The 23,509-nt window shown below is 74.3% G+C and carries 22 protein-coding genes; all 22 read left to right on the top strand.

Features of this window, described 5'->3' with window-relative positions; genetic code table 11:
* The first annotated feature begins 23 nt into the window (after positions 1-23).
* The 22 genes from def to tpiA all read left to right on the top strand — a co-directional run bounded on the left by def (position 24) and on the right by tpiA (position 23,448).
* On the top strand, positions 24-602 hold the full coding sequence (def, locus tag A3CO_RS0118075) for a peptide deformylase (RefSeq protein ID WP_018333647.1): 579 nt from the start codon (positions 24-26) through the stop codon (positions 600-602).
* Positions 603-1,559: a methionyl-tRNA formyltransferase gene (fmt, locus tag A3CO_RS0118070; RefSeq protein WP_018333646.1), complete on the top strand. Its 957-nt coding sequence runs from the start codon at positions 603-605 to the stop codon at positions 1,557-1,559.
* The gene (locus A3CO_RS0118065; RefSeq protein WP_018333645.1) at positions 1,556-3,016 is read left to right on the top strand and encodes an RsmB/NOP family class I SAM-dependent RNA methyltransferase; all 1,461 of its coding nucleotides are present in this window, start codon (positions 1,556-1,558) and stop codon (positions 3,014-3,016) included. The genes fmt and A3CO_RS0118065 overlap by 4 nt, the downstream gene beginning before the upstream one ends.
* Positions 3,017-3,040: 24 nt before the next feature.
* Positions 3,041-3,730, top strand: a complete 690-nt coding sequence (gene rpe, locus A3CO_RS0118060; RefSeq protein WP_018333644.1) for a ribulose-phosphate 3-epimerase — start codon at positions 3,041-3,043, stop codon at positions 3,728-3,730.
* Positions 3,731-3,852: 122 nt separating this feature from the next.
* Positions 3,853-4,497 carry a riboflavin synthase gene (locus tag A3CO_RS0118055; protein ID WP_018333643.1) on the top strand — a complete coding sequence of 215 codons (645 nt, stop codon included), beginning with the start codon at positions 3,853-3,855 and terminating at the stop codon, positions 4,495-4,497.
* Entirely contained in the window at positions 4,494-5,759 is a 1,266-nt protein-coding gene (locus tag A3CO_RS0118050; protein WP_018333642.1) for a bifunctional 3,4-dihydroxy-2-butanone-4-phosphate synthase/GTP cyclohydrolase II, read from the top strand. The genes A3CO_RS0118055 and A3CO_RS0118050 overlap by 4 nt, the downstream gene beginning before the upstream one ends.
* Positions 5,756-6,262, top strand: a complete 507-nt coding sequence (gene ribH, locus A3CO_RS0118045; protein WP_018333641.1) for a 6,7-dimethyl-8-ribityllumazine synthase — start codon at positions 5,756-5,758, stop codon at positions 6,260-6,262. Before A3CO_RS0118050 ends, ribH begins: the two co-directional genes overlap by 4 nt.
* Positions 6,259-6,741, top strand: a complete 483-nt coding sequence (locus A3CO_RS0118040; protein ID WP_157647678.1) for a PH domain-containing protein — start codon at positions 6,259-6,261, stop codon at positions 6,739-6,741. Before ribH ends, A3CO_RS0118040 begins: the two co-directional genes overlap by 4 nt.
* On the top strand, positions 6,738-7,754 hold the full coding sequence (locus tag A3CO_RS0118035) for a quinone-dependent dihydroorotate dehydrogenase (RefSeq protein ID WP_018333639.1): 1,017 nt from the start codon (positions 6,738-6,740) through the stop codon (positions 7,752-7,754). The genes A3CO_RS0118040 and A3CO_RS0118035 overlap by 4 nt, the downstream gene beginning before the upstream one ends.
* A gap of 49 nt (positions 7,755-7,803) precedes the next feature.
* Positions 7,804-8,496 (top strand): HAD family hydrolase, encoded by a 693-nt coding sequence (locus A3CO_RS0118030; protein ID WP_018333638.1) that lies wholly within the window; start codon positions 7,804-7,806, stop codon positions 8,494-8,496.
* A gap of 63 nt (positions 8,497-8,559) precedes the next feature.
* Complete coding sequence (locus tag A3CO_RS32980) at positions 8,560-9,033, top strand: Rieske (2Fe-2S) protein (RefSeq protein ID WP_018333637.1); 474 nt, start codon at positions 8,560-8,562, stop codon at positions 9,031-9,033.
* Between the two features lie 16 nt (positions 9,034-9,049).
* Positions 9,050-12,127 carry a DEAD/DEAH box helicase gene (locus tag A3CO_RS0118020; protein ID WP_018333636.1) on the top strand — a complete coding sequence of 1,026 codons (3,078 nt, stop codon included), beginning with the start codon at positions 9,050-9,052 and terminating at the stop codon, positions 12,125-12,127.
* Entirely contained in the window at positions 12,117-12,965 is an 849-nt protein-coding gene (locus tag A3CO_RS0118015) for an SWIM zinc finger family protein (RefSeq protein WP_018333635.1), read from the top strand. Before A3CO_RS0118020 ends, A3CO_RS0118015 begins: the two co-directional genes overlap by 11 nt.
* An 18-nt stretch (positions 12,966-12,983) precedes the next feature.
* Positions 12,984-13,709 (top strand): PIG-L deacetylase family protein, encoded by a 726-nt coding sequence (locus tag A3CO_RS0118010; protein ID WP_245561527.1) that lies wholly within the window; start codon positions 12,984-12,986, stop codon positions 13,707-13,709.
* Between the two features lie 751 nt (positions 13,710-14,460).
* A complete protein-coding gene (locus tag A3CO_RS32975) occupies positions 14,461-15,021 on the top strand; it encodes a MarR family winged helix-turn-helix transcriptional regulator (RefSeq protein WP_018333633.1) in 561 nt (186 codons plus the stop codon).
* Positions 15,022-15,155: 134 nt separating this feature from the next.
* Complete coding sequence (gene uvrC, locus A3CO_RS0118000) at positions 15,156-17,210, top strand: excinuclease ABC subunit UvrC (RefSeq protein ID WP_018333632.1); 2,055 nt, start codon at positions 15,156-15,158, stop codon at positions 17,208-17,210.
* The gene (gene rapZ / locus A3CO_RS0117995; RefSeq protein WP_018333631.1) at positions 17,207-18,088 is read left to right on the top strand and encodes an RNase adapter RapZ; all 882 of its coding nucleotides are present in this window, start codon (positions 17,207-17,209) and stop codon (positions 18,086-18,088) included. The genes uvrC and rapZ overlap by 4 nt, the downstream gene beginning before the upstream one ends.
* On the top strand, positions 18,085-19,236 hold the full coding sequence (locus A3CO_RS32970) for a gluconeogenesis factor YvcK family protein (RefSeq protein WP_018333630.1): 1,152 nt from the start codon (positions 18,085-18,087) through the stop codon (positions 19,234-19,236). Before rapZ ends, A3CO_RS32970 begins: the two co-directional genes overlap by 4 nt.
* A complete protein-coding gene (gene whiA, locus A3CO_RS0117985) occupies positions 19,227-20,240 on the top strand; it encodes a DNA-binding protein WhiA (protein WP_018333629.1) in 1,014 nt (337 codons plus the stop codon). Before A3CO_RS32970 ends, whiA begins: the two co-directional genes overlap by 10 nt.
* 126 nt (positions 20,241-20,366) lie before the next feature.
* Positions 20,367-21,383, top strand: coding sequence for a type I glyceraldehyde-3-phosphate dehydrogenase (gap, locus tag A3CO_RS0117980; RefSeq protein WP_018333628.1), 1,017 nt, complete (start codon positions 20,367-20,369; stop codon positions 21,381-21,383).
* A gap of 37 nt (positions 21,384-21,420) precedes the next feature.
* Positions 21,421-22,665: a phosphoglycerate kinase gene (locus A3CO_RS0117975; protein ID WP_018333627.1), complete on the top strand. Its 1,245-nt coding sequence runs from the start codon at positions 21,421-21,423 to the stop codon at positions 22,663-22,665.
* A complete protein-coding gene (gene tpiA, locus A3CO_RS0117970; protein ID WP_018333626.1) occupies positions 22,666-23,448 on the top strand; it encodes a triose-phosphate isomerase in 783 nt (260 codons plus the stop codon).
* Positions 23,449-23,509: the final 61 nt, after the last annotated feature.

The raw sequence follows: 23,509 nt of genomic DNA, 5'->3' as shown, positions 1-23,509 counted from the left end.
ACACGCGCCTAGACTGGACGACCGTGACCGTCCAGCCCGTCCGCTACTTCGGCGACCCCGTCCTGCGGGAGCGCGCCGTCGAGGTGACCACGTTCGACAAGGAACTGCGCGCGCTGGTCGCCGACCTCGACGAGACGATGCGCGAGCAGGGCGGCGCGGGGCTGGCGGCGCCGCAGATCGGGGTCGGGCTGCGCGTCTTCACCTTCCGCACCGGGGAGGACATGCACGGCCACCTGGTCAACCCGACCTGGACCGTCCTCGACGACACCGAGCAGACCGGGCCGGAGGGCTGCCTGTCGATCCCCGGGTTCCGGTGGGACTGCACGCGCTACGACCACGTCGTCGCCACCGGGTGGGACATGCACGGCGAGCCGCTGCGGATCGAGGGGACGGCCATGCTGGCGCGCGCGATCCAGCACGAGACCGACCACCTCGACGGCGTGCTCTTCCTCGACCGGCTCGACGCGGCCACGCGCAAGGAGGCGATGGCGGCGATCCGGCAGGCCGAGTGGTTCGACCCCACGGCGCCGCCGCGCATCAAGCAGAACCCGCACGTGGACCCGTCGCAGAAGGTCAACCCGTTGTTCGGGGGCGTCCGCTAGATGCGGCTCGTCTTCGCCGGCACCCCGGAACCCGCCGTCCCGTCGCTGCGTCGCCTGCTCGAGGGCAGCGCGCACGAGGTCGTCGCCGTGGTCACCCGGCCCGACGCCCCCGCCGGACGGAAGCGTCGACTCCAGCGCTCGCCGGTCGGGCAGCTGGCCGACGAGGCCGGGATCGAGGTCCTCACCCCCGCCAAGGCCTCCGACCCGGAGTTCCTCGCGCGCCTCGCCGCGCTCGCGCCGGACTGCGCCCCCGTCGTCGCCTACGGGAACCTGCTGCGTCCGGCCGCTCTCGCGATCCCGGTCCACGGATGGGTCAACCTGCACTTCTCGCTGCTGCCCGCCTGGCGGGGCGCCGCGCCGGTGCAGGCGGCGATCCGCGCCGGCGACGAGATCACGGGGGCGAGCACCTTCCGGCTCGAGGCGGGCATGGACACCGGCCCGGTGTTCGGCACCGTCACCGAGAAGATCGCCGACGACGACACCGCGGGCGCTCTCCTCGACCGCCTGAGCCACAGCGGCGCGGGGCTGCTGGCCGCCACCCTCGACGGCATCGCCGACGGCTCGCTGCAGCCCGTGCCGCAGCCCGCCGAAGGCGTCTCGGTGGCGCCGAAGGTCACCGTCGACGACGCCCGCGTCCGCTGGACCGATCCGCCGCTCGCCGTCGACCGGCACATCCGCTCCGTGACGCCCGCCCCCGGCGCGTGGACGGAGTTCCGCGGCGCACGGATCAAGATCGGGCCGGTCACGACGACGGGTTTCGACGACCTGGCCCCCGGTGAGATCGTCGTCGAGCGCAAGCGGGTCCTGGTGGGCACCGCCGCGGCCCCGGTCGTCCTCGGCACCGTGCAGCCGGCGGGGAGGCCCGCCATGCCCGCCGTCGACTGGAGCCGCGGGGCGCAGCCGACGGCGGGGGAGCGGTTCGACGCGGACACGGCGGGGGAGGCTGGAGCGCGATGACCGACAGCTCCGTGCCGCCCGGCGGCCACCGCTCCGGGCGGGGGCCGCGCCGTCCCGACCGCCCGCGCCGGTCGGGCCCGCCGCGCGGCCGCTCCGGCCCGAACCGGCCGCCGCAGGGCGACGCCGCCCGCGAGGCCGCCCTCGACACCCTGCGCGCGGTCCGCGAGGACGACGCGTACGCCAACCTGACGTTGCCGAAGCTGCTGCGCGAGCGCCGGGTCACCGGCCGCGACGCCGCGCTCGCCACCGACCTCGCCTACGGGGCGTGCCGCGCGCAGGGCCTCCTCGACGCCGTCCTCGGCGCCTGCGTGGACCGTCCGCTCGACCGGCTCGACGGCGTCGTCCTCGACGCCCTGCGCCTCGGCGCACAGCAGCTGCTCCGCACCCGGATCCCGGCCCACGCCGCCGTGGGCGCCACCGTCGAGCTGGTGCGCTCGCGGGCGGGGTCGAAGCCCACCGGGTTCGTCAACGCCGTCCTGCGCCGGGTCGCCGAGCGCGACGAGGCCGGCTGGATCGACGAGCTCGCACCCGACGCCACCACCGATTCGGTCGGGCACCTCGCCTTCCGCCACGCCCACCCGCGCTGGATCGCCGAGGTCTTCGCCGAGGTGCTGCCGGAGGCGGAGCTCGACGCGGCGCTCGCCGCCGACGACGCCCGGCCCGCCGTGCACCTGGCGGCACGCCCCGGCGAGATCAGCGCCGAGGAGCTCGCCGCGATCACCGGGGGCGACGAGGCGCCGTACTCGCCCTACGGGGTGCTGCTCACCGAGGGCGGCGACCCGGGCGACCTCGAGCCGGTCCGCGAGGGCCTGGCCGCGGTGCAGGACGAGGGCAGCCAACTGGTCGCCCTCGCCGCCGCCCGCGCCCCGCTCGACGGGCGCGACGAGTTCTGGCTCGACCTCTGCGCCGGGCCGGGCGGGAAGGCGGCGCTGCTCGGCGCGCTGGCGGCCATCAGCGGCGCGACCCTCGACGCCGTCGACCGCGCCCCCCACCGGGCCGCGCTCGTGGCGAAGGCCACCGCGGGACTGCCCGTGCGCGTGCACACCGGCGACGCGCGTGAGATCGCGCTGCCCGAGGCGGCCTACGACCGCGTGCTCGTCGACGCCCCGTGCACCGGCCTGGGGGCGCTGCGCCGCCGGCCTGAGGCCCGGTGGCGGCGCCGGCCCGAGGACGTCGCCGACCTCACCGCCCTGCAGCGCGACCTGCTCACCCACGCCCTGGAGCGGGTGCGTCCCGGCGGGGTCGTCACCTACGCGACGTGCTCGCCGCACCCGGAGGAGACGGTCGACGTCGTGCGGGCGGTCGTCGAGGCCACCGGTGCCGAGCTGCTCGACACCGCCGGCAGCCTGCCCGAGCTGACCGGATCCGACGTCGGGAAGGGTCCCGGCGTGCAGCTCTGGCCGCACCGGCACGGGACCGACGCCATGTACTGCGCCACCCTGCGGCGCGGCGCCTGATCACGGGTGCGGGAGACTGGGGACGTGCCCGCCCCGCTCATCGCGCCCAGCATCCTGTCCGCGGACTTCGCGCGGCTCGCCGACGAGGCCGCCGCGGTGCACGGGTCCGACTGGCTGCACGTCGACGTCATGGACGCACACTTCGTGCCGAACCTGACGCTGGGCCTGCCGGTCGTGGAGAGCCTGCTCAGGGCCACCGACATCCCCCTCGACTGCCACCTCATGATCGAGGATCCGGACCGCTGGGCGCCGCCCTACGCCGAGGCCGGCGCCCACAACGTGACGGTGCACGCCGAGGCCGCGCACGACCCCCGCAGGATCGCCCGGGACCTCCGCGCGGCGGGGGCGCTCGCGGGCCTGTCGGTCAAGCCGGACACCCCGCTCGAGGACTGGATCGAGGTCCTCGCCGACTACGACACGCTGCTGATCATGAGCGTGGAGCCCGGGTTCGGCGGCCAGAGCTTCATGCCGCGCGTCCTGGACAAGGTGCGCACGGCGCGGCGGCTCGTCGACACCGGCCACCTGCGGGTGCTCGTCGAGATCGACGGCGGGATCAGCGCCGACACCGTGGAGCAGGCCGCCGAGGCGGGCGTCGACTGCTTCGTGGCCGGCAGCGCGGTCTACGGCGCGGAGGATCCGGCGCGCGCGGTCGCGGCGCTGCGGGAGCAGGCGGCGGCCGTCTCACCGCACCGTTCGCTGACTACCCGCGAGTAACCTGGGCAGTGGCGGTTGTCACCGGGAACCGACCCGGTGGGCGTGGGCCGCACGAGGATGATGCAGGCATCGACGGTCGTTGACGTCACGACGGCCGGAGTCGACGGGCAGGGGAGCCGCGAGTGTTCACGGGGATCGTGGAGGAGGTCGGCGAGATCGTCGACGTCACCCCGCAGGCGGATGCCGCGCGGCTGCGCATCCGCGGTCCACTGGTCGTGTCCGACGCCCGGCCCGGCGACTCGATCGCCGTCAACGGCGTGTGCCTCACCGTGGTCGACCCGGCGCCGGACTCGTTCGCCGTGGACGTCATGGGCGAGACGCTGCGCCGCTCCAGCCTGGCCGACGCGGCCGCCGGTACGCCGGTGAACCTGGAGCGCGCCCTGGCGGCGGGGGCCCGCCTCGGCGGACACATCGTGCAGGGCCACGTCGACGGGACCGCCACGGTCGCCGGGATCGAGGCCTCCGAGCACTGGACGGCGGTCCGCTTCAGCACCCCGCGCGCGGCCGACGGCGGGGTCGGCATCGCCCGGTACATCGTCGAGAAGGGCTCGATCGCCGTGGACGGCGTGAGCCTCACCGTCACGGAGGTCGACGACGACGGGTTCGCCGTCGGGCTGATCCCCACCACCCTCGCCGAGACGACGCTCGGGTCGCGCGAGGTCGGCGCGACCGTGAACCTGGAGGTCGACGTGGTGGCCAAGTACGTCGAACGACTGCTCGGGGCGGGGTCGCTGCAGCGGTCGGAGCGAACGGAGTCGGGAGCATGAACCACGTGGACGGCTTCGAGCACATCGAGCGGGCCATCGAGGACATCGCCGCGGGCAAGGCCGTCGTCGTGGTCGACGACGAGGACCGCGAGAACGAGGGCGACCTGATCTTCGCCGCGCAGATGGCGACGCCGGAGCTGGTCTCGTTCATGGTGCGCTACACCTCGGGCTACATCTGCGTGCCGCTGACCGGCGACGCGTGCGACCGCCTCGACCTCCCGCCGGCGCACTCCATCAACCAGGACCGGCACGGCACCGCCTACACCGTGTCCGTCGACGCCCGCGAGGGCATCGGCACCGGCATCTCCGGCGCCGACCGCGCCCGCACGATCAAGGTCCTCGCCGACCCGTCGTCGGCCGCGACCGACCTCTCCCGCCCCGGCCACGTCGTGCCGCTGCGGGCCCGCGACGGCGGGGTCCTGCGCCGGCCCGGGCACACCGAGGCCGCGGTCGACCTCGCCCGCCTCGCCGGGCTCGAGCCCGCCGGCGCGATCTGCGAGATCGTCTCGCAGAAGGACGACGGCGAGATGGCGCGCTACGAGGAGCTCGCGGTCTTCGCCGACGAGCACGACCTGGCGCTCATCACCATCAAGGACCTCATCGCCTACCGGCGCCGCTCGGAGAAGCAGGTCGCCCAGGTCGCCCACGCGCACCTCCCGACGATCCACGGCGAGTTCGAGGCCTACGGCTACGACTCGCTGCTCGACGGCATCGAGCACCTCGCCCTGGTCTACGGCGACCTCGGCGACGGCGAGGACGTCCTCGTCCGCGTGCACTCCGAGTGCCTCACCGGCGACGTGCTGGGCTCGCGCCGCTGCGACTGCGGCCCGCAGCTCGACGCCGCCATGGCCGCGGTCGCCGAGGAGGGCCGCGGGGTCGTCCTCTACGTGCGCGGCCACGAGGGTCGGGGGATCGGCCTGATCCACAAGCTGCAGGCCTACCAGCTGCAGGACGCCGGGGCCGACACCGTCGACGCGAACCTCGCGCTCGGCATGCCCGCCGACGCCCGGGACTACGGCACCGGCGCGCAGATCCTCGCCGACCTCGGCATCCGGAGCATGCGGCTGCTGACGAACAACCCGGAGAAGCGCGCGGGCCTCGAGGGCTACGGCCTGAAGATCCTCGACCGCGTCGCCCTGCCGCTGCGGGCCACCCCGGAGAACCTGCGCTACCTGCGCACGAAACGGGACCGCATGGGCCACGACCTGGAGGGCCTCGACGTCTACGAGGCCGGCCTCGCGAGCAGCGAGTCGGGCGCATGAGCACCCAGGGACGTCCCGACATCGCGGTCCCCGACGCGACCGGTCTGCGCCTCGGGATCGCGGCCACGCGCTGGAACGCCGAGATCGTCGAGACGATGCTCGAGCGCGCCCTGCTCGCCGCCGAGCGCGGGAACGTGGAGCACCCGACGGTGGTCCGCGTCGCCGGCGCGATGGAACTGCCGGTCGTCTGTCAGGGTCTCGCGGCCGGACACGACGCGGTCGTCGGCCTCGGCGTCGTCATCCGCGGCGCGACGCCGCACTTCGACTACGTCTGCGACGCGGTCACGGCGGGGCTGCTGCGGGTGGGGCTCGACGAGCGCACCCCGGTCGGCAACGGGGTCCTGACGACGGAGAACCTCGACCAGGCCTGGGAGCGTGCCGGAACCCCGCAGTCCACCGAGGACAAGGGGTTCGAGGCCGTCGTCGCCGCGCTCGACGCCGCGATCACACTGCAGAGCCTGCGCGACGGCACGCACCGTGCACCGGTCGGGTTCGCGCGATGAGTGCCGACTCCCCGGTGGTCGTCCCGCCCGAGGGTCTCGAGCTCGGCCCGGTCGAGCTCGAGGTCCGGCCGCGGCGGATCCGCTGGGTCGCCTGGGTGCTGGCGATCCTGCTGTTCGCGTTCTTCGCCACCGGCGCGCTGCTGGTCTACGTCAAGTCGGCGGGCTTCAACTTCCGCCCGGCCGACCAGGTCGCGATGGTGCTCCTCGGCCTGATCCTCGCGGGCTGCGCGCTCCTGTTCACCCGCCCCCGCCTCCGGGCCGGGTCCGGCGGGGTCGAGGTTCGCGCGACGATCCTCACCCGGCGCGTGGCGTGGGCCGACGTCGTCGGCATCAGCTTCCCCGACGGCACCCAGTTCGCCCGCCTCGACCTGCCCGACGACGAGTACCTCGTGGTCTCCGCGATCCAGGCGGTGGACCGGGAGCACGCCGTGCAGGCGGTCCGGCGACTGCGGGAGCTGCGCGCGAAGTACGACGGATGACCCTCTACGAGAACCTGTTCCGCCACGTCGCGGTGCGCGTCCCGGCCGAGCGGACCCACCGCATCGGGCTGCGGGCCCTCGCCGCGGCGACGCCCGTCATCCCGCCGCGGACCCCGGATCCCGCGCTCGCCGTGACGGCGATGGGGCTGACGTTCCCGTCGCCGCTCGGCGTCGCCGCCGGCTACGACAAGGACGCCGAGGGGATCCGCGGCCTCGCCCGCCTCGGCTTCGGCGCCGTGGAGATCGGCACCGTCACGGCGCGACCCCAGCCGGGCAACCCGCGCCCGCGGCTGTTCCGGCTGCCCGACGACCGCGCCCTCGTCAACCGCATGGGCTTCAACAACGCCGGGGCCGACGCGGTGGCGGAGCGCCTCGCCGCACTGCGCGCCGGCGGCCCGCTGGGCACTGTGCTCGGGGTCAACATCGGCAAGTCCAAGGCCGCGACCGGCCCGGAGCAGAGGGTGGCCGACTACCGGTACTCCGCCCGCGTGCTCGGCCCCCACGCCGACTACGTCGTCGTCAACGTGTCCTCGCCCAACACCCCCGGCCTGCGCGACCTGCAGGGCGTCGACGCCCTCGAACCGCTGCTCGCCGCCGTGCGCGAGGAGATCGGCCCGACGCCGCTGCTGGTCAAGATCACGGCCGACCTCGACGACGACGGGGTGGACGCGGTGGCCGACCTCGCCGTCGGCGCCGGCCTCGACGGCCTCGTCGCCACGAACACGACGGTCTCCCGCTCCGGCCTCGTCACCGACCCCGCCGTCGTCGAGGCCGCGGGCCCCGGGGGCCTCTCCGGGGCCCCGCTCGTCGAGCCGGCCCGCGCCGTCCTCGGCCGCCTCGTGGCGCGTGTGGGCGGGAAGCTCACGATCGTCTCCGTCGGCGGCATCGCCGACGCCGCCGAGGCCCGCCGCCGCCTCGAGATGGGCGCGACCCTCGTGCAGTCCTACACCGGCTTCGTCTACGGCGGGCCCGCCTGGCCGGCCCGCGTCAACGCCGAGCTCGCGCGTTCCTGACGACGGGTCGGCGCGCCGACCTCCGGCGCGCCCGGCACGATGGGCGCCCGTGACCGCCCCGCAGCCCGCGCCCGCCCGTCGTCCGAAGGTCGTGCTGTTCGACCTCTTCGAGACCTGCCTGCAGCTCGAGGGCCTGCGGCCGCGTTTCGTCGCGCTGGGCCGCCCGGAGCACGAGCTGGAGCTGTTCTTCGCCCGGCTGCTGCACCAGGGCATGGCGATGACGCTGGCGGGGGAGGCACCGGCGTTCCGGACCGTCGCCACCGACATGCTGCGCCGCACGAGCGGGCGGGACCTCGACGACGACCAGGTCGCCTCCGTGCTGGACGGGTTCCGCGAGCTGCCGGCCCACGAGGACGTCCGCGCGGCGTTCACCCTGCTCCGCGACGCCGGCGTCCCCGCCTACGGCTTCACGCACGGCTCCGCCGCGACGGCGAGCGCGGCCCTGGAGAACGCCGGCGTGCGCGACCTGCTCGAGGACGTGTTCTCCTGCGAGGAGATCGCCTCGTTCAAGCCGCCGCGACGGGTGTACGACTTCGCCGTGCAGCGCGTCGGGGGCGAGCCCGCCCGGACGGCGCTGGTCGCGGTGCACTCGTGGGACGTCCACGGCGCGGTGTCGGCGGGCCTGCTCGGGGGTTACTGCGAGCGCCTCGAGGGCCGGGTCGCCGACGCCGTACTCCGGCCGCACGTGGTGGCCGAGACCCTCGACGACGTCGTCGCCGGACTGCTCGCCCTGCCCGAGTAGCGGTCCCGGTACGTTCGACGACCAGCCGCGAGCACCACCGCGACCCCGACGGAGGCCCCACCCGTGACCACCGAGCCGTCCGCCACCCCGACCGGACTCACCCGTCGTCGTGCCCTGTGCGGTCTCGTCGTCGCCCTCGCCGCGCCCGCGGCCCTCGCCGCCTGCTCGTCCGGCGGCGAGGCGCCTCCGGCCGCCGGCAACGGTGGCTCCGGCCCCGCCACCGGCGGCGCGACCACCACCCCCGCCGCGAGCGGGACGCCGGTCGCGCAGGTGCCGGTCGGGGGCGGCCTCGTCGTGAACGGCCCGAAGGGACCCGTCGTGCTGACCCAGCCCCGGGCCGGCGTCATCAAGGCCTTCGACGCGACCTGCCCGCACCAGGGCACGACGGTCGACCCGCCCGAGGGTGGCACGATCACCTGCCCGAACCACGGCAGCCAGTTCGACGCCACGTCCGGCGCGCTCAAGAAGGGCCCGGCGCAGAGTGGGTTGACCCCCGTCGCGACGACCGTCGTGAACGGGCAGGTGCAGTTCGTCTAGCCGGCAGGACGGTCGCATGCTCGCGCTGCACGCCGCGTGGTCGCCGGGTCGGGGGCTCTGCCTCTGGGCCGAGGACCCGGCGCGCCGCGCGACCGGTGCGGCGCGCAGCCGGGCCCGGGGTGCGCGGCCGCACCCCTTCGCCGCCGACCACGAGCAGCTCCGGGCGGTCGCGGCGGCGCTCGGCGCGACGGGCGGTGAGGGCCAGGCCGTCCTGCACCTGCCGTCCACGGCCGGGCCGACCGGGTCGACGCGCGAGCCGGTGCCCTCCGAGGCCGCCACGACGGCCGCCGCGCTCGCGCCGTGGACGGTCCCGGTGCTGGAGCTCGACCCCGACGTCCTGCTCCGCTCCGAGCCGCTGCCGGGGGAGGGCGAGGAGTTCGCGGTGCTGCGGGCGCTCGGCCGGCTCGCGGCCGACCTCGTCGCGCAGGGCCGGGTCCTCCCCGCGCCGGCACCCGAGCACGAGGACCCGCTCGGCTGGCACCCGGTCCTCCAGGGCCGTGACCTCGTCGCCGCCGACGCCTTCGCCGCGGCCCTGCCGCCCGCCGTCCGCGCCGAGGCCCTCGACGGCCGGCCCGTGGCGGACGGCGTGGGCCCGGACCCCGCGGAGCTCGTCACGGAGGCGCTGACCGCGCTGGTCGACGCCGAGGCCCGCCACCGGCTCCGCGACGAACCGGCCCCGCCGGCCCTGCAGCGGGCCGCCGCGGACGGGGAGCTGGACCCGGGGCTCGCCCGCTGGGAGGTCGTCGGCGCCCCGCACGCCGGTCCGGCCCGCGGCACGTTCCGGCTCACCGAGATCGCGGTCGACGACCTGGGGCACGCCGTCGATGGCGAGCCGCGGTTCTGGCTGGAGTTCTCGCTGCAGTCCTCGCAGGACGCGAGCCTGCGCGTCACCGCGGAGTCGATCTGGCGCGACGCCGGGTCGCTGCGGCGCTGGTTGGACGACCCCAGCGAGATGCTGCTCGCCGAGCTCGGGCGCGCGGCCACCATCTACCCGGAGCTGACCGACGCCCTGCGGGTGCCCCGCCCGACGGGGATGGAGCTCGACCGCGAGGGCACGCACCACTTCCTGCTCCACGTCGCCGCGCCGCTCGACCGGGCCGGGTTCGGTGTGCTGCTGCCCAGCTGGTGGTCCGAGCCCTCCCGGCTGGGCATCACCGCCAACGCGACCGGCGGCGCGGGGCCCGAGGGCGTCGTCGCGCTCCGCGGGCGGCTGCGCAAGGAGGAGCTCGTCGAGTTCTCCTGGAAGCTCGCGGTCGACGGCGAGACGCTCTCCGACGACGAGATGCGCGCCCTGGTGCACGCGAAGGCGCCCCTGGTGTTCCTGCGCGGCCGGTGGGTGGCCGTCGACCCCGACCGGCTGCGGGCCGGCCTCGCCTTCCTCGACCGCGCCCCGGCCGAGGGCACCGTGGGCGACGTCATCGCCCTGCACTCGGCGTATCACGACGACCTGCCGCCCGAGTGGGCCGCACCGCTCCCCGTCGAGGACGTCACGGCCGCCGGGTCGCTCGGCGCCCTCCTCTCCGGGGCGGCCGACGCCCACCTCGAACTGCTCGACGACCCGCCCGCCCTCGAGGCCACGTTGCGGCCCTACCAGCGACGCGGGGTGTCGTGGCTCGCGTTCCTGGCCGGGCTCCGCGTCGGGGGCGTGCTCGCCGACGACATGGGGCTCGGCAAGACGCTCCAGGTGCTCGCCCTGGAGGCCCACGAGCGGGGCGGTCCCGACGACCGGTCCGGGGCGCCGGGGCGACCCACGCTGCTCGTCGCGCCCACCTCCGTCGTCGGGAACTGGCAGCGGGAGGCGGCGCGCTTCACACCCGGGCTGCGCGTCGTCGTGCACCACGGCGCCGGCCGGACGACGGGGGACCTCGGCGAGATGCTCGCGGCCGCCGACCTCGTCGTCACCTCCTACGGCACGCTGACCCGCGACGTCGCGGAGCTGTCGCGCCACTCCTGGCACCGGCTCGTGCTCGACGAGGCCCAGCTGGTGAAGAACAACCGCTCACGGGCCGCCCGGGCCGTGCGCACCGTCGACGCGGAGCACCGGCTGGCGCTCACCGGGACGCCGGTCGAGAACCGGCTCGCCGAGCTCTGGTCGATCATGGACGCCGTGAACCCGGGGCTGCTCGGCACCGTCACGGCGTTCCGGGACCGGTACGCCGTGCCCATCGAGCGGCACGGCCGCGGTGACGTGGCGAAGCGGCTCCAGGCCGCCGTCCGCCCGTTCCTGCTGCGGCGGGTGAAGACCGACCGGACCGTCGTCGACGACCTCCCCGACAAGATCGAGACCGTCGAGCGGTGCGGCCTGACGGCCGAGCAGGCGTCGCTGTACCAGGTGGTCGTCGACGAGATGACCGAGACGCTGTCCGGGTTGGAGACGGCGGGCCGGGAGGGCATCGAGCGGCGCGGGAAGGTCCTGGCCGCGCTCACCAAGCTCAAGCAGGTCTGCGACCACCCCGCGCTGCTGCTGCACGACGGGTCCCCGCTCGCGCGGCGCTCCGGCAAGCTCGCGCGCGTCGAGGAGATCGTCGCGGAGATCCTGGCAGCGGGGGAGAAGGCGCTGCTGTTCACGCAGTTCGCCGAGTTCGGCGACGCGCTCGCCCCGCACCTCGCGCGCCGGTTCGGGGTCGAGGTGCTGTGGCTGCACGGCGGGACCTCCCGCACGGCCCGCGACCGGATGGTCGAGGCGTTCCAGGGCCCCGACGGCCCGCCGTTGTTCCTGCTGTCCCTCAAGGCCGGCGGGACCGGGCTGACCCTCACCGCCGCCCAGCACGTGATCCACCTCGACCGGTGGTGGAACCCGGCGGTCGAGGACCAGGCCACCGACCGGGCGTTCCGCATCGGGCAGAAGCGCACCGTGCAGGTCCGCAAGCTGGTCTGCGGCGGCACCGTCGAGGAGCGGATCGACGACCTCATCGAGGGCAAGCGCACCCTCGCGGGCCAGGTCATCGGCGATGGCGGGGACGACCCCGACTGGCTGACCGGCCTGTCCACGGACGAGCTGCGCCGGATGGTGTCGCTCGGGGCCGACGCCACGGCCGGGACGGACGACACCGAGGACGAGCGCGACCTGGAGGACGACGACGATGCCGCCTAGACGTCGCCGCCCGACGGAGCCGTTCCACGAGAAGTTCGACGAGCCCGGGCGCGCCGGCGGCCGCCCCGAGTACGGCCGCCGCATCGCCGTCGAGGACGGGATCGCCGCGAGAAGCCGGCGCGGGGCGATCGGGGAGTCGTGGTGGTCGGGCCGGTTCCTCGCCGTGCTGCAGAAGCTCGGGGTCGGCGGGCGGCTCGACCGGGGGAAGACCTACGCCCGCGCCGGCCAGGTGATCGACCTCGCGATCGAGCCGGGCGAGATCGTCGCCACGGTGCAGGGCTCCCGAGCGGAGCCCTACCGCGCGCGGATCGGCATCACGACGTTCGCCGACGAGGCCTGGGAGGCCGTCGAGGACGCCTTCGCGGCCGACTCCTGGTACGCCGCCTCGCTGCTCGGCGGGACCGTGCCCGACGACCTCGAGGACGTCTTCGGCCGCGTCGGTCTCTCGCTCTTCCCGACGGGGGCCCGCGAGATGCCCATGGACTGCTCCTGCCCCGACTGGTCCGTGCCCTGCAAGCACCTGGCGGCCGTGGCGTACCTCGTGGCGGAGCGGTTCGACGACGACCCCTTCCTCATCCTGCGCTGGCGCGGCCGGGACCGGGCCACCCTGCTGGCGGGCATCCGCGACCGGCGCGACGACGACGGCCCCGCCGTCACCCCGCTCGCCCGGGTGGTCGACCGCTTCTGGGCCGCGGGCGGCCCGCTCCCGGAGGTCGGGCGGCCGGTGACGGGCAACTCCGAGGAGCTGCTCGACCAGATGCCGCCGCTCGGGGTGACCGTCGACGGCGTCGACGCCCGCGAGGCCCTCCGGCCCCTGTACCGGCGTTTCGGGGCGTGAGCCGGTAGAACGGTGCGCGTGGCTCGCATCCTCATGATCGTCGCGCACCCCGACGACATCGACTTCGGCAGCGGCGGCTCGGTGGCCCGGTGGGTGGCCGAGGGCGACACCGTCGACTACTGCATCGTCACCGACGGCGACGCGGGCGGGTTCGACGAGGCCGTGGGTCGCGTGGAGATGGCCGAGCTGCGCCGCAAGGAGCAGCGCGCCGCCGCCGACGTGTACGGCGTGAACGAGATCGACTGGCTCGGCTACCCCGACGGTCGGCTCTACGTCACCCACGAGCTCCGCCGCGACCTCTCGCGCGTCATCCGGCAGCGCCGCCCCGACCGCTGCGTCGTCCCCTCGCCCACCCGCAACCTGCGCAGCACCTACGGCAGCCACCCCGACCACATCGCCGCCGGCGAGGCCTCGATGTGCGCCATCTACCCCGACGCCCGCAATCCATTCGCCCACCCCGAGCTCCTCGCCGACGAGGGTCTCGAGGCCTGGACCGTGGCCGAGACCTGGATCGCCAACCCCGGCGAGGGCGCCGACCTCTACGTCGACATCACCGACACCCTCGACCGCAAGATCGAGGCCCTGCGCGCCCACGAGTCGCAGACCGCCCACATGACCGACCTCGCCGAGCGCATGCAGATGTGGGGCTACGCCCAGGCCAAGGCCGCCGGCTGGTGCACCGACGGCACCCCCGCCGACGAGCGCCGCTACGCCGAGGGTTTCCTCGTCCTCGACACCAAGTAGCGGGTTCCCGACGACGGGTCGGCGCGGGCGCGCTGCGTCCCGCGCGTCCCGCGCACGGTCGTCGGCTCAGCCAGGGAACCCCTGGGACCCGACGCGTCCCACACCCACTTCCTCCGGCCGGGCGGGAAATTCGCGGGACTTCAGCGCGTCTCGCACACACTCTGGCTGGCCCGGCAAGAAACTCGCGGAACCCCGACGCGTCCCGCACACACTCTGGCCGACCCGGCGGGAAACCCGCGAGACCTCGACGCGCTACGCACACACACCCTGGCCGGCTCGGTGGGAAACCCGCGGGACTTCGACGTGACCCGCACACACTCTGGCCGGCTCGGCGGGAAACCCGCGGGACCTCGACGCGCTACGCACACACTCGCCGACCCGGCGGGAAACCCGCGGGACCTCGACGCGCCACGCATACACGCGCGACCACCCGATCGCATGTGTGCGTCTCGCGCGGGAGTCGGTGGGACTGTCTGATCTCGCGCCTCGGAGTGTGTGTCGCGCGCTGGGGTTGGTGGACCTTCTCCTCTCGCGCCTCGGAGTGTGTGCGTCGCGCGTAGGGGTCGGCGGACCTTCTCGTCCCGCACCCCGGAGTGTGTGCGCCCCGCGCAGGAGTCGCCTCGCCCCGAGGTGGTGCGGCCGGACGCGGCCACTGCCCGTGCGCGTCCCGAGTCCTGCGTCAGGGACCGCGGCGGCGGCAATGTCCCCGAACCGCCCCTGGCGCGTCGGCGCTCCACCTATCGTTCGTCCCGTGGCCGACGAACTCCCGCCGAGGATGCCGCCCTGGGGTGCCGAGCTCGTGGCGGAGAACGCCGAGTTCGCGTCGTCGGTGCTCGACCGGCTCGTGCCGGCGGTCGTGCAGATGTTCCGCGCCGACGCCGCCCGGCTCGGGCTCGATCCGACGGAGCTCGCCATCCTGGAGGTCCTGCGGGCCGTCGACCCGTTGTCGATCTCCGCGCTCGCGGGACGGGTCTCGCTCAGCCACGCCGCGACCGCGCGGGCGGTCGGACGGCTGGAGGACCGGGACCACGTCGCCCGGAACCACGACCCCCACGACGGCCGGGGGTGGCTCGTCTTCCTGTCCCCGGACACCCGGGCCCTGCTGCAGAACGCCCGGGCACGCGTCCGGCACGACCTCGCCGTGGTGGCCGGGGACATGGCCCCGGAGCGTCGGGTCGCCATGCTGCGGGCCCTGGTCCAGGTCACCGACCGCGTGATGCGCTCGGCGCGGGACCAGGCCGAGCAGCGGTGGCAGGAGAACCGGTACCGCCGGTGGCAGGAGCGTCAGCGCACGCCCCACGCTGAACGCTGACGGCCTCGGCCGGCACGAGCCGACACACCGGAGCGCAAGTGTCTCGGGCCGGGACACGCCGAACGACACGCCGACTCCACCCGCTTGGGTGCACGCCGACACGCTGAGGAGACACGCCTACGCTGGTACTCGCCATGGCCGATCCGAGCACCTACCGCCCCGCCCCGGGAACCATCCCGGAGGCTCCTGGCGTCTACCGGTTCTCCGACGCGAGCGGTCGCGTCATCTACGTCGGCAAGGCCAAGAGCCTGCGCAGCCGCCTCAACTCCTACTTCGCCGACCTGTCGGGGCTGCACCCCCGCACCCGCCGGATGGTCACCACCGCGGCGGCGGTGCAGTGGACCGTGGTGGGCACCGAGGTCGAGGCCCTCCAGCTCGAGTACAACTGGATCAAGGAGTACGACCCGCAGTTCAACGTCCGGTACCGCGACGACAAGACCTACCCGGTCCTCGCAGTGACGCTGAACGAGGAGTACCCGCAGCTCAAGGTGTACCGCGGGCCCCGTCGCAAGGGTGTGCGCTACTTCGGGCCGTACGCCCACGCGTGGGCGATCCGCGAAACGCTGAAGCTGCTGACCCGCGTGTTCCCGGCCCGGGTGTGCTCGCCCGGGGTCTTCAAGCGCCACGGCCAGATCGGCCGGCCGTGCATGTTCGGCTACATCGGCAAGTGCGCCGCGCCGTGCGTGGGGCGGGTCTCCGCCGAGGAGCACCGGCAGATCGTGCTGGACTTCTGCGACTTCCTCGCCGGCCACACCGACCAGCTGATCACCCGCATCGAGAAGGAGATGCAGGTCGCGTCGGCCGAGATGGACTTCGAGCGCGCCGCACGGCTGCGCGACGACGCGGGGGCGCTCAAGCGGGTCGTCGAGAAGCAGGCCGTGGTGCTCGGCGACGGGACCGACGCCGACGTCGTCGCGTTCGCGCTCGATCCGCTGGAGGCGGCGGTCCAGATCTTCCACGTCCGCGGCGGCCGGGTGCGCGGGCAGCGGGGCTGGGTGGTGGAACGCGGCGAGGAGGACACGCTCGAGGTCCTCACCGGCCAGTTCCTCTCGCAGTTCTACGGCGAGCAGGCGGCCCTCGCGGGCTCGGCCGACGACGCGGTGCAGCCGGTCCCGCGCGAGGTCCTCGTGCCGGCCCTGCCCGAGGACCACGTGGCCCTGGCGCAGTGGCTGACCGAGCTGCGCGGGAGCCGGGTGAGCCTCCGGGTGGCGCAGCGTGGCGACAAGCGCACCCTCGCCGAGACCGTCGAACGCAACGCGAAGGAAGCGCTCACCCAGCACAAGCTCAAGCGGGCGGGCGACCTCACGGCGCGCAGCGCGGCCCTGGAGGAGATCCAGGAGTACCTGGAGCTCGACTCCGCGCCGCTGCGCATCGAGTGCACGGACGTCAGCCACGTGCAGGGCTCCGACGTCGTCGCGAGCCTCGTGGTGTTCGAGGACGGCCTGCCGAAGAAGTCGGACTACCGCCGGTTCGCGATCCGCGGCGGCGCGGAGGGCGGCGACGTCGCGGCGATCGCCGAGGTGGTGCGCCGTCGCTTCCAGCGCTACCTGCGCGAGACCGCGGCCGACGCCGAGCACGACCCGACGACGACGTCGTGCTCCGGCGAGACCGACGACGGCTCGCCCGCCTCGGGCGAGATCGACCCGGCCGCGATCGACGGCCCGCTGCCCGGAATCGATCCGACGACGGGACGCCCGCGCAAGTTCGCCTACGCGCCGAACCTGCTCGTCGTCGACGGTGGCGCCCCGCAGGTCGCGGCCGCGCAGGAGGTGCTCTCGGAGCTCGGCATCACCGACGTCGCGGTGTGCGGGCTCGCGAAGCGCCTCGAGGAGGTCTGGCTGCCTGGCGACGAGATGCCGGCGATCCTGCCGCGCACCTCCGAGGCGCTCTACCTGCTCCAGCGCGTGCGAGACGAGGCGCACCGCTTCGCCATCACCTACCACCGGCAGAAGCGCTCGGCGCGCATGACGACCTCGGAGCTCGACGGCGTGCCCGGGCTCGGCGCGACGCGCAAGACCGCGCTCATCAAGCACTTCGGGTCGGTGAAGAAGCTGCGGGCGGCGACCGTCGAGGAGATCACCGAGGTGCCCGGCGTCGGGAAGCGCACCGCAGAGGCGGTGCTCGACGCACTGAACGCCGGCGACGCAGCGCAGCCGAGCTCGACCATCGACAAGGGGGAGGCGTCGTGAGTGACAGTGACGGCGGGGTCGAGGTCGCCATCGTCACGGGGGTCTCGGGTGCGGGGCGGAGCACGGCGGCGAAGGTCCTCGAGGACCTGGGGTGGTTCGTCGTCGACAACCTGCCGCCCGAGCTGCTCGAGACCGTCGTCGACCTCGGCGCGCGCTCGCAGGGGCAGGTCACCCGGATCGCGGTCGTCATGGACGTGCGGAGCCGGGCGTTCACCGCGGACCTCGGCGCGGCCATCAAGGAGCTGGACACCCGCGGGGCCCGCCCGCGCGTGGTGTTCCTCGACGCCGACGACAGCGTGCTGATCCGGCGGTTCGAGTCCAACCGCCGCTCGCACCCGCTGCAGGGCGACGGCCGGCTCGTCGACGGCATCGACGCCGAGCGGGAGCTGCTCGCGCCGCTGCGCGACCTCGCCGACCTCGTCGTCGACACCTCGAACCGGTCGGTCCACGAGCTCCGCACGGCCATCGAGCAGGCGTTCCACGAGAGCGCCGCCGAGGTCACGTCCAGCGTCACGGTGCTCTCCTTCGGCTACAAGCACGGCCTGCCGCAGGACGCCGACCTCGTCGTCGACGTGCGCTTCCTGCCCAACCCGCACTGGATCCCCGAGCTGCGCGAGCACGACGGGCGCGAGGCGGTGGTCAGCGACTACGTTCTCTCCCAGGAGGGCGCCGCGGAGTTCGTCGACCGCTACCTCGAGCTGCTCCGCATCGTGGGCGTGGGCTACCGCCGCGAGGGCAAGCGCTACCTCACCGTCGCGGTCGGCTGCACCGGCGGCAAGCACCGCAGTGTCGCCATCGCCGAGGAGATCGCCCGTCGGATGGCCGGTGAGGACGGGGTGCGGGTCACCGTCTCGCACCGGGACGTGGGCCGCGAATGAGCAGCCCGAACGGCCACGGCGAGGCGCCCGGATCCCCGTTCCGCGCGACCGCCCTCGGCGGCGGGCACGGCCTGCACGCCACTCTGCGGGCGCTGCGGCGGCTCACCGACGACGTCACCGCCGTGGTGACCGTCGGGGACGACGGCGGGTCCTCCGGCCGCATCCGCCGCGAGCTCGACATCCTCCCGCTGGGCGACCTGCGGATGGCCCTGGACGCGCTCGCCGAGCGGGACCACGCCGGGCCCACCGACGTGGCCGCGTGGCGGCGCCTGTTCGAGCACCGCTTCGGCGGCTCGGGCGCGCTCGCCGGGCACGCCGTGGGCAACCTCGTGCTCGCCGGCCTGCTCGACGTGCTCGGCGACCCCGTGGCCGCCCTCGACGAGGCCTGCCGGCTGCTCGGGGTCCGCGGCCGGGTGCTGCCGATGAGCCCGATGCCGGTGGACATCGAGGCCGACGTCACCGGGCTCGGCATCTCCTCCTCGGCGGCCCGCGACGACGACGTGGCGCACCGGATCCGCGGGCAGGTCGCGGTCGCGACGACCCCGGGGCACGTCCGGCAGGTCCGGCTCGTCCCGCGCCGCCCGAAGGCGTGCGCCGACGCGGTGGCGGCGATCCGGTCGGCCGACCTCGTGACCCTCGGGCCGGGCTCGTGGTTCACCAGCGTCATGCCGCACCTGCTGGTCCCGGAGCTCTTCACCGCCCTGTGCGAGACCGAGGCGCGGCGCGTCCTCGTGCTGAACCTGGCCCCGCAGCCCGGGGAGACCGCGGGCTTCTCGCCCGAGCAGCACCTCGACGCGCTGGCCGAGCACGCCCCGCGGCTGCGGCTCGACGTCGTGATCGCCGACCCCGACGCGACGCCGGAGCCCGACCGGCTCCGCCGCGGCGCGGAGGCGTTCGGCGCGACCACCCTGTTCACCGCCGTCGGCGAACCCGACGGCGCCCCGCGCCACGATGCCGTGGCACTGGCCGGGGCCCTGCGCGAGGCGGCGGGCAGTGCCGCCTCGCGCGAACGCGTGCCCGACGACGAGTGGGACGCGCGTGTCGAGACCTGGGGGAGAGCGGCACGGCGCCGCCTCGGTGCGGACGTGTTCTTCACGCCCACCGACGGCGCCTACCGCCACGACGAGGAGGACCTACGGTGGCCATGACCGCTGCGGTGAAGGACGAGCTGAGCCGACTCGCCGTCACGAAGACCTGCTGCCGGCGGGCCGAGGTGTCCGCCCTGCTCCGCTTCGGGGGTGGGCTGCACATCGTCAACGGGCGCGTCGTGGTGGAGGCCGAGCTCGACACCGGCAACGCCGCCCGTCGCCTGCGCCGGGAGATCCACGAGCTGTACGGGCACCAGCCCGAGGTGCACGTGCTCTCGCAGGGCAACCTCCGCAAGGGCACGCGGTACGTGGTGCGTGTCGCGACCGACGGGGACTCCCTGGCGCGCCAGACCGGGCTGCTCGACCCGCGCGGCCGCCCGGTCCGGGGCCTGCCGCCGCAGGTCGTCTCCGGTGGGGTGTGCGACGCCGAGGCGGCGTGGCGCGGCGCGTTCCTCGCGCACGGCTCGCTGACCGAGCCCGGCCGCTCGTCCGCGCTCGAGATCACCTGCCCCGGCATGGAGGCGGCGATGGCACTCGTCGGCGCCGCCCGCCGGTTGGGTGTGGCCGCGAAGGCGCGCGAGGTGCGCGGGGCCGACCGGGTCGTGGTGCGCGACGGCGACGCCATCGGCGCGCTGCTGACCCGCATCGGCGCCCACTCCTCGGTCCTCCAGTGGGAGGAGCGCCGGATGCGCCGCGAGGTGCGGGCGACGGCGAACCGGCTCGCGAACTTCGACGACGCGAACCTGCGCCGCTCGGTCAAGGCCGCCGTCACCGCCTCCGCCCGGGTGAACCGCGCGCTCGAACTCCTCGGCGACGAGGTGCCCGACCACCTGATCACCGCCGGCCGGCTGCGGGTGCAGCACGAGCAGGCGTCGCTGGAGGAGCTCGGCCAGCTCGCCGACCCGCCCATGACGAAGGACGCGGTCGCCGGCCGCATCCGGCGCCTGCTCGCCATGGCCGACAAGAAGGCCAAGGACATGCGGGTGCCCGACACCTCCGCGGCGGTCTCCGCCGAGGACCTGGAGGACGACATGGTCGAGGTCCCCGCGGGGCGTGAGCACTGAGCCGTCCGTCACCGGATCTGCTGGTCAGCGCCCGCAGGTGAGGCCTTCGCGACGATGCGTGCCCCGCGCCGCCTTCGTTAGGGTCGGCGCTGCCAGCACGAACACCCCGAAGAGACAGGACTGCGCGTGACCATCAAGATCGGCATCAACGGCTTCGGCCGGATCGGACGCAACGTCTTCCGCGCGCTCGAGGTCCAGCGCGCCGCCGGCACTGCCGACATCGAGGTGCTGGCGGTCAACGACATCACCGACAACAAGACGCTCGCGCACCTGCTGAAGTACGACTCGGTGCACGGCCGCTTCGACGGCACGGTCGAGTACAACGACTCCGCGCTGATCGTCAACGGCACCGAGGTCAAGGCCTTCGCCGAGCGCGACCCGGCCGACCTGCCCTGGGGCGACCTGGGCGTCGACATCGTCATCGAGTCCTCGGGCATCTTCACCGACGCCGACTCGGCCGGGAAGCACCTCAAGGCCGGCGCCAAGAAGGTCGTCATCTCGGCCCCCGCGAAGGGCGAGGACCTGACGGTCGTCATGGGGATCAACGACTCTGTCTACGACGGGTCGCAGAACATCCTCTCCAACGCCTCCTGCACCACCAACTGCGTGGCGCCGATGGCGAAGGTCCTGCACGACGCGTTCGGCCTGCAGACCGGCTTCATGACGACGGTGCACGCCTACACCGGCGACCAGCGCGTCCACGACGCCCCGCACAAGGACCTGCGTCGCGCCCGCGCGGCCGCGGTCAACATCATCCCGACGACGACGGGTGCCGCCCAGGCGACCGCGCTGGCGCTGCCCGCGCTCGAGGGCAAGCTCAACGGCGTCGCGATGCGCGTGCCGGTGCCGGACGGCTCGGTGACCGACCTGACCGCGACGCTCGACCAGGAGGTCACGGTCGAGCAGGTCAACGAGGCGTTCAAGAAGGCCGCCGAGGGCGAGCTCAAGGGCGTGCTGGTCTACACCGAGGATCCGATCGTCTCCACCGACATCGTCGGCACCCCGGCGTCGTGCACCTTCGACTCCGGCATGACGAAGGTCCTCAACGGCAACACCGTGAAGATCATCGGCTGGTACGACAACGAGTGGGGCTACTCGAACCGCGTCGTGGACCTGACCACGCTCGTGGGTTCCAAGCTCTGATGCCGGGACACGCAGCGAAGCGGAGCTGGACCATCTGATGAAGACCGTCGACGACCTCATCGCGGAGGGCGTGCAGGACCGCTACGTCCTCCTGCGGGCGGACTTCAACGTCCCGCTCGACGGCTACTCGATCACCGACGACGGCCGCATCCGCGCGGCTCTCCCGACGATCACGAAGCTCGTCGGGGCGGGCGCGAAGCTCCTGGTCATGGCGCACCTGGGCCGGATCAAGGACCCGGAGCCGCTGGGCCGCGACAAGCGGTCCAGCCTGGCCCCGGTCGCCGGCCGGCTCGGGCAGCTGCTCGACCAGCGCGTGTCGCTGGCCGAGGACGTCGTCGGGCAGTCGGCGCGGGACGTGGCCGGCACCCTGACCGCCGGCGGGGTCGCGATGCTCGCGAACGTGCGGTGCGAACCGCGCGAGACCGGGACGGGCTCGGAGCGCGACGCCCTGGCCACCGAGCTCGCCGAGCTCGTGCCGGGCGGGGCGTTCGTCTCCGACGGCTTCGGCGTGGTGCACCGCGAGCAGGCCTCGGTGTACGAGATCGCGCGGAAGCTCCCGGCCTACGGCGGCGACCTGGTGGCCCGCGAGACCGAGGTGCTGCGTCGCCTGACCGGCGATCCGGCCCGCCCGTACGTGGTGATCCTCGGCGGGTCGAAGGTCTCCGACAAGCTCGCGGTGCTGCAGAACCTGCTGCCGAAGGTCGACACGCTGCTCGTCGGCGGGGCGATGTGCTTCACGTTCCTCGCGGCCGAGGGGCACGACGTCGGCGGGTCGAAGCTCGAGGCCGAGCAGATCGACACCTGCAAGGACCTGCTGTCGCGGTACTCCGACACGCTGGTGCTGCCGGTCGACGTGGTCGTCGCCGACGCGTTCGCGGCGGACGCGAACACCCGCACCGTGCCGGTCACCGAGATCCCCGAGGGCTGGATGGGGCTCGACGTCGGGCCGGAGACGGTGCGGCTCTTCGGCGAGAAGCTCGCCGACGCCGCGACCGTGTTCTGGAACGGCCCGATGGGCGTGTTCGAGATGGAGCCGTTCGCGGCCGGCACCACCGGGGTCGCGGAGGCGGTCGCCGACTCGCCGTCGTTCTCGGTGATCGGCGGCGGCGACTCCGCGTCGGCGATCCGGGCCGCCGGGCTCGACGAGGAGCGCTTCGGGCACATCTCGACCGGCGGCGGCGCGTCCCTGGAGTTCCTCGAGGGTAAGGACCTCCCGGGTATCGCCGTGCTCGAGGAGACGCAGCGCAGCGGAGCTCGACCGTCGAACGAGGAGGGCTCCTAGGTGGCACGCACGCCGCTCATCGCCGGCAACTGGAAGATGAACCTGAACCATCTCGAGGCCATCGGGGTCGTCCAGAAGCTCTACTTCGGGTTGCCGACGAAGTACTACGACCACGTCGACGTGGCCGTGTGCCCGCCGTTCACCGACCTGCGCAGCGTGCAGACGGTGATCGACGCGGACTCCATGCCGATCACCTACGGCGGGCAGGACTGCTCGCCCGAGGAGTCCGGTGCGTTCACCGGCGACGTCTCCGCGGCGATGCTCGCCAAGCTCGGGTGCACGTGGGTGGTGCTCGGGCACTCCGAGCGCCGCACGATCCACGGCGAGGACGACGCCCTGGTGGCCCGCAAGGTCACCAAGGCGCTCGAGCACGGCCTCACGCCGATTCTCTGCCTCGGCGAGGGGGAGGACGTGCGCGAGGCGGGCGACCACGTGTCGTACTGCACCGCCCAGCTCGACGGGTCGCTCAAGGGCCTCTCGTCGGAGCAGGTCGGCCGCGTGGTCATCGCCTACGAGCCGGTCTGGGCGATCGGGACCGGCAAGACCGCGACGGCCCAGGACGCGCAGGAGGTCTGCCGTGCCCTGCGGGCGCGCCTGCGCGAGCAGCACGGTGGCGCGGTCGCCGAGGCGGTGCGCATCCTCTACGGCGGCTCGGTGAAGGCCGGCAACGTCAAGGAGATCGTCGGGCAGGCCGACGTCGACGGCGCGCTCGTCGGCGGGGCCTCCCTCGACCCCGAGGGCTTCGCGGAGCTGTGCGCCCTCGCGGCGGGCGGCCCGCTGTAGCCCACCCCGTTCCGGGCGAAGGGCCCCTGGCGTCGGTCTGTCCGACGTAAGGGGCCCATCG

Origin of the sequence: Actinomycetospora chiangmaiensis DSM 45062, assembly GCF_000379625.1 — a bacterium.
In the GTDB taxonomy this organism is placed as follows: Bacteria; Actinomycetota; Actinomycetes; order Mycobacteriales; family Pseudonocardiaceae; genus Actinomycetospora; species Actinomycetospora chiangmaiensis.
Note: the sequence above shows the minus strand (reverse complement) of the source record. Positions and strands in the feature narration are given on the sequence as shown.